Origin of the sequence: Actinomadura logoneensis (genome assembly GCF_003428695.1) — a bacterium.
GTDB lineage: Bacteria > Actinomycetota > Actinomycetes > Streptosporangiales > Streptosporangiaceae > Spirillospora > Spirillospora logoneensis.
In genome coordinates this window covers 1-5,739 of record NZ_QURH01000866.1, presented here as the reverse complement: position 1 = coordinate 5,739, position 5,739 = coordinate 1, and the positions used below count along the sequence as shown (strand labels likewise).

The 5,739-nt window shown below is 69.1% G+C and carries 7 protein-coding genes; 2 read left to right on the top strand and 5 right to left on the bottom strand.

Annotated elements, in window-relative coordinates:
- Nucleotides 1–496 (top strand): hypothetical protein (locus DZF91_RS40560; protein ID WP_158588075.1); only part of this gene is annotated, 496 nt, incomplete at its 5' end.
- Nucleotides 497–689: 193 nt separating this feature from the next.
- Complete coding sequence (locus DZF91_RS29280; RefSeq protein WP_199486966.1) at nt 690–2,081, top strand: class II fumarate hydratase; 1,392 nt, start codon at nt 690–692, stop codon at nt 2,079–2,081.
- Between the two features lie 101 nt (nt 2,082–2,182).
- Here DZF91_RS29280 and DZF91_RS29275 read toward each other — a convergent pair whose 3' ends face one another.
- The 5 genes from DZF91_RS29275 to DZF91_RS40555 form a co-directional block, all read right to left on the bottom strand.
- Nucleotides 2,183–2,653 carry an ATP-binding protein gene (locus DZF91_RS29275; protein ID WP_117360343.1) on the bottom strand — a complete coding sequence of 157 codons (471 nt, stop codon included), beginning with the start codon at nt 2,651–2,653 and terminating at the stop codon, nt 2,183–2,185.
- A gap of 148 nt (nt 2,654–2,801) precedes the next feature.
- Nucleotides 2,802–3,140, bottom strand: a complete 339-nt coding sequence (locus tag DZF91_RS39110) for a hypothetical protein (protein WP_147341435.1) — start codon at nt 3,138–3,140, stop codon at nt 2,802–2,804.
- Nucleotides 3,141–3,225: 85 nt separating this feature from the next.
- Nucleotides 3,226–4,386 carry a helix-turn-helix domain-containing protein gene (locus DZF91_RS29270; RefSeq protein ID WP_117360342.1) on the bottom strand — a complete coding sequence of 387 codons (1,161 nt, stop codon included), beginning with the start codon at nt 4,384–4,386 and terminating at the stop codon, nt 3,226–3,228.
- Nucleotides 4,387–4,506: 120 nt separating this feature from the next.
- Nucleotides 4,507–5,025 (bottom strand): DUF6879 family protein, encoded by a 519-nt coding sequence (locus DZF91_RS29265; protein ID WP_117360341.1) that lies wholly within the window; start codon nt 5,023–5,025, stop codon nt 4,507–4,509.
- Between the two features lie 224 nt (nt 5,026–5,249).
- On the bottom strand, nt 5,250–5,739 hold a 490-nt coding region (locus DZF91_RS40555), incomplete at its 5' end, for an aggregation-promoting factor C-terminal-like domain-containing protein (RefSeq protein ID WP_117360340.1).

The window sequence follows — 5,739 nt, the reverse complement described above, 5'->3', positions numbered from 1 at the left end:
CGCCGACCGGCTGGACCGCGCCCTCAACGGGCCGCGCTCGGCCCGCCGCGCGGCGCCCGCCGCGCCCCGCCTCCGGCTGATGGTCGTGATCGCGCTCGTCAGCGCGACCGTCGCGTCCTGCGGCATCGGGGCGGCGGCGCTGATCTTCGGGATGACGAAGGAGAAGCCCGGACCGTCCCCCACCCAGCCCGCGTCCAAGACCAACGGCGGCGGGGCCACCACCGGCACGCCGCCCGGCACCGAGTCCGCGACCCTGCTCGTGCGCGCGCGCGAGGACGGCTGCAAGCTCTTCGTCTCGGTGCCCGCTCCCAAGCTGACCGTCATCGCGGACGAGACGCTCGCCAAGGGCGACGCCCGCAAGTACAACCAGCCGAAGCTGACGGCCGTCGTCGGCAACGCCGCCGCGTGCGACGTCTGGGTCAACGGCCAGCGCAAGCCTGAGGGCCGTCCGGGCGAACGCCGCACCTACAACGTGGCCCGGCCCGCCGGAGGCTGATCCGCGCCGCTGGGCGCCCTCGCGCGGGGCGCCGCTCCGGTCCTGGCCCGCTTCGTCGGGCCGGGACCCGTTGTCTGTTCGATCACGTCCGGGAATGGACGGGCCGCCGCGAAGGCTGCGGACTGATGAGAGTTAGCGTCGGTTCACAGCGGATATGCCGCAGGGGACGCGGCACAGCGGAGGTGGCTTTTCCATGGACTACCGGATCGAGCACGACTCCATGGGCGAGGTTCGGGTCCCTGCCGAGGCCAAGTGGCGTGCGCAGACGCAGCGCGCCGTCGAGAACTTCCCGATCTCCGGACGCGGCCTCGAACCCGCGCACATCGCCGCTCTGGGCCAGATCAAGGCCGCCGCCGCCCTGGTCAACGCCGAACTGGGCGTGCTCGACGCGGACATGGCCGAGGCGATCCGCGCGGCGGCCCTGGAGGTCGCGGCCGGCAAGTGGGACGACCAGTTCCCGATCGACGTGTTCCAGACCGGGTCCGGCACGTCGTCCAACATGAACACCAACGAGGTCGTCGCGACGCTCGCCACCGAGCGCCTCGGCCGCGACGTCCACCCGAACGACCACGTCAACGCGTCGCAGTCGTCGAACGACGTGTTCCCGTCGTCCATCCACATCGCGGCGACGGCCGCGGTGGTGAACGACCTGATCCCCGCGCTGCGGCACCTGGAGGCGTCCCTCGGGCGCAAGGCGGACGAGTTCGCCGAGGTGGTGAAGTCGGGCCGCACGCACCTGATGGACGCGACGCCGGTGACGCTCGGCCAGGAGTTCGGCGGCTACGCGGCGCAGGTGCGGCACGGCGTGGAGCGGCTGGAGGCCGTCCTGCCGCGGCTGGCCGAGCTGCCCCTCGGCGGGACGGCCGTGGGCACCGGCATCAACACCCCGCCCGGCTTCGCCGCCCGCGTGATCGCCGAGGTCGCCCGCGCGACCGGGCTGCCGCTCACCGAGGCCCGCGACCACTTCGAGGCGCAGGGCGCCCGGGACGGCCTGGTCGAGGCGTCCGGCGCGCTGAAGACGATCGCGGTCTCGCTCACCAAGATCGCCAACGACCTGCGCTGGATGGGCTCCGGCCCGCGCGCCGGCCTCGCCGAGATCCGCCTGCCGGACCTGCAGCCCGGGTCGTCCATCATGCCGGGCAAGGTCAACCCGGTGGTGCCCGAGGCCGTGGCGCAGGTCGCCGCGCAGGTCATCGGCAACGACGCCGCGATCGCGTTCGGCGGCGCGTCCGGCAACTTCGAGCTGAACGTCATGCTGCCGATGCTGGCGCGCAACATCCTGGAGTCCGTCACCCTGCTGGCGAACGCGTCCCGCCTGCTCGCCGACCGGACGGTCGACGGCATCGAGGCGAACGTCGACCGCGCCCGCGAGTACGCCGAGTCGTCCCCGTCCATCGTGACCCCGCTGAACCGCTACCTCGGCTACGAGGAGGCCGCGAAGGTCGCCAAGCAGGCCCTCGCCGAGCGCAGGACCATCCGCGAGGTCGTCGTCGAACGGGGCCACCTCAAGAACGGCACCCTCACCGAGGCCCAACTCGACGCCGCCCTCGACGTCCTCTCCATGACCCGCCCACCCCGCGCCTGACCCCAGAGGTCCCATGCCCGGACACGATCGTCTTCACTAAGAGAGCGGCCGTCGGCACCATCCGACAGCCGCCCTCTTGTCCGATGCCATGCTCCGTCAGCTCATGGAGCGGAAGCAGCCACGGGACTCGCCTCCGCGTCGCGCTGTTCGTCGGAGTGATCGGGGCTGACGTCGATGCTGAACCACACGACGTGTCCTTCGCCGCCGGGGATCCGGCGAAAGCCCCAGTCGCCCCCTGACAAGGCGTCGATGATGCGCAGGCCGCGTCCCTCCTCCGCATCGAAGTCGGCGATACCGAGCCTCGGCCGTTCGCCCTTGCCGCCCTGGTCGTAGACCTCGATGTAGATGGCGAACGGGCTCGTCAGCGTGTAGCCCACGCGCACCGCGTCGCTGGTCGTGTGCTTGACGACGTTGGTCACGGCCTCGGCGAGCGCCTGCCCGGCGTCGTCCAGCACCGGGTGGAAGCTCCCGATCTGCTTGGCCAGCCACCTGCGGACCACACCGGGGATCTGGACGGCGGCCTGCTCGTCCCGCGCACCTATCGCCAGTCGTGTGAAGCCGGAGATGTTCACGCCTATCGCTCCTTGTTCTTCCGGGCCGCCTCCTTGACCGTCCACGCCCCCATGCCAGGGGCCACCTGCCAGCGCTCCCCAAAATGGCAGCGCGTCACGGACGTGCATAACGTCAAGACGCTACGGCGCTCTTTCGGCGCATCGACGATCACGGGCTCGGATTTGCCGAGGCGTGGAGAGTCCGCGCGATCACCTGCGCCACTGCGCGAGCATCACGGACAGGTCCGATCCGCCGCGCTTCATTGGCCCAAGTGAACGACCAGCCTGCAGTGGCGTCGAAGTCACAGCCGATCTCGGCACATCGAGCGACGTGACCGACGTTGATGACGAACAACACCGGGCAGCCCAGGCGCGTCACCAGTCCGGACCGCAGCCCGGGCTGGGTCTCTCCGATCACCTGGTCGAGAACTTCCAGGAACGTCCTGCGCTGATTGGACGGCAAAGGCCGATCCGAAATTCTCGCTCTCCGCGACCTGTCAATGCTCATGACAGGCAAGTTAGAAGGACGGCAATCGACTGTCATTGGCACTTTCGGAGCACGGGGCCCAGAAGTGTCACCAGCCGCTACCCGCTCAATATTCCAGGCGAATGAAGTCGGCCATATCGCGCATCTCGGGCGTCAGGATTCGGCGTTTCGCCACAATTTTTCCGAGAATGTCACGAGCCATCCTCTGGTTGAGGATCCATTCAGGACTGATGGCCCTGATCTCCTGAAGAACCTCGAACGCGTCGGTATAGCGCTTCAACTGCGCGCTCGCCTTCGCCACGTCCAGGCGATGGCGGTTCCGACTCGACGCCCGCGCTCGGAAGCCGGCTTTCGGGATGCGCTCCGAGAGCGCGAGCACCCTGTCCGGCCGGTCCTCGATCATGTAGTTCTCGACACGCCGCGTCGCCACGGCGATGGGGCCGAACGTCCGCAGCGGGTCAGAGGGAGGAGCCCATTCGTTCCTCAGGATGACGGCCGCGGCCTGCGCGAATCTCAGAGCGTCCTCTGATTCACCGGGTTCGTTGTTCCGCGAGGCGGCCGTGGAGACACGAAGCATCAAGCCACCCCAGGCGGCCAATTCCTCCGGGGTGGCGCGGGAAAGGCGCGGCTCGATCTCGTCGGCTTCCCGGGCGGCCAGGCTGAGCGTCCCCGAAAGGTCGCCGAGCCTCATCAGCAGCCAGCAACGGGTGTTGACGATCGCGGCCTCCTCAAGGCGTCCCGGCGCGTCATCCTGCGCTCGCCGAAGGGCGATCTCCGCGGCGTCGAACTGCCGCGTGGAGATCATCAAAAGCGCCGCAAGGTGAAGGACGCGCGAGCGGACGCGACGTCCCGCGCTCCCCAGTGCGTCGGCGTCCCTCAGCAGCGTGGGCAGTAGCGCTCCGAGCTCGCGGTACCTGTTGTCGGTGAAGAGGGGTTCGGCCATCTCGACGGCTTCGAGCACACCCCACACCGACGGCGTCTCGTCGGATCGAACGCCGTCTCGCTGCAGAAGGGCATCGCGGACGGGCGTCCAGTCGAGGGACGTGCCTTCCGCCACGTCAGGCCGAACGATCAAGGCCGAGGTCGACACCCCGAGCGCCTTGGCCAGTCTGCGCAGCGTCTCGAGCCGAGTGTCCTCTCGCTCCCCCTGTTCGAGCTTTCGGATCAGGGAGAGCGAGACTCCGGATTGCGTCGCAAGATCCTTTTGGGTGAGTCCCCGCCGTTTACGCACGGCCTGGAGGCGTTCCGAGAGGTTCGGCGAGCTCATGCGTCCATCGTAGGTACGGAGAACGCGCCCCCTCAGGCCCAACAGCCGAAACTTAACCGGCAGCACTGGGCGTAGGAAGCGGTGTGGCACGGACGAGGGGTGTGTGGGCATATTCGGATGCTAGGCGGGCCTGTACTCCTGGTGGTCGATGGCTCGCCCCCACACCGCCTCAAAAGCTTCCAGGCAGAGTTTGATCAGCTCCCGGGAGCGATTCACCTCGACGCCTGCCCACTCGCCATCACCGCTGAAGTGGTTCCACACCAGGACCTCGGAATCAAAGACCCAGAAATCCGAGGGAGGAACGAGCAGCCCTGCCGTTCGATGTCTTGGCAGCCAGCGAACCGTCTCACCAGCCGCAAGATTCACCGCGGGAGTGCACTCCCAAAGCCATCGACTATAAGCGGACAGGGGTTCCGAGACGATGCGCGCCCTCCTGACCACGACGCCCCGCTCGACCTGCTTGCCCACAGTGGAGATCCACCACTCATCATCGGCGTCCCTGACGACGGAACCCGTCTCCCGCCATCTCGTGAACGAGTCATCCGCCATGTAGGCATCGCGGAGCTCCAGGTGGACGGCCGATCGATTCGCCGCAGAAAGGAGGTCGTCGAATCTATCGTTGGTGAGGGGAGTCCCCATCGAGAGCCTCCAGAGTCTTGAGGATCACCGGCTTCATGCGAGCCGGAAGACGCACCGATTCTCGAGGTTGGGGCGGACGCGCGGAGCCAGGTTCCGCCGAATGGGCCATGGCATCCACCGCTTCTTTGGGGGGCTGGGGGCGGAGCCCCTGGCTTGGGGGTTGGGGCGGGAGCCCCAGGGAGAGGCGTCCGAGCGGAGCGAGGGCCTTGCCTTTGGGAGGGCGGTCAGTACCAGTTGGCGGATTGCCAGTGGGTCCAGGCTGTGCAGGGCGTGGCGTAGCGGGCTCGGATGTAGCGGAGGCCCCAGCGGATCTGGGTTCGTGCGCTGGAACGCCAGTGGGGGCCTGCGGCGGCCATCTTGGCGCCGGGGCGGGCCTGGGGGATGCCGTGGGCGCCGGACGGGCTGTGGGCGCGTTCGTTCCAGTGGCTCTCGTGCGTCCAGAGGCGTTCCAGGCAGCGGTACTGGGCGGCGGAGCGCCAGCCGAAGCGGTTCATGAGGGAGCGGGCCACCGCCTTGTTGCGGCGGACGCGGGCCAGGTGGCGCAGTCGCTCGCGCGGGGCGCGGCGGACGAGGGCGCGTTCGGCGCTCACCGGGAGGCCGGTGGCGCGGTCGGCGGCCGACAGGGTGCTCGTCACCGGGTCGCTCAGCAGCGGGATGGCCACCAGCGCCGTGGCCGTGCCGACGGCGGCCAGGCGGGCGGCGGCGCGGACGCGT

Coding starts and splice junctions, on each gene's coding strand:
- DZF91_RS29270 (WP_117360342.1), bottom strand. CDS start 4,386: ATGAGCTCGCCGAACCTCTCGGAACGCCTCCAGGCCGTGCGTAAACGG.
- DZF91_RS29265 (WP_117360341.1), bottom strand. CDS start 5,025: ATGGGGACTCCCCTCACCAACGATAGATTCGACGACCTCCTTTCTGCG.
- DZF91_RS29280 (WP_199486966.1), top strand. CDS start 690: ATGGACTACCGGATCGAGCACGACTCCATGGGCGAGGTTCGGGTCCCT.
- DZF91_RS39110 (WP_147341435.1), bottom strand. CDS start 3,140: ATGAGCATTGACAGGTCGCGGAGAGCGAGAATTTCGGATCGGCCTTTG.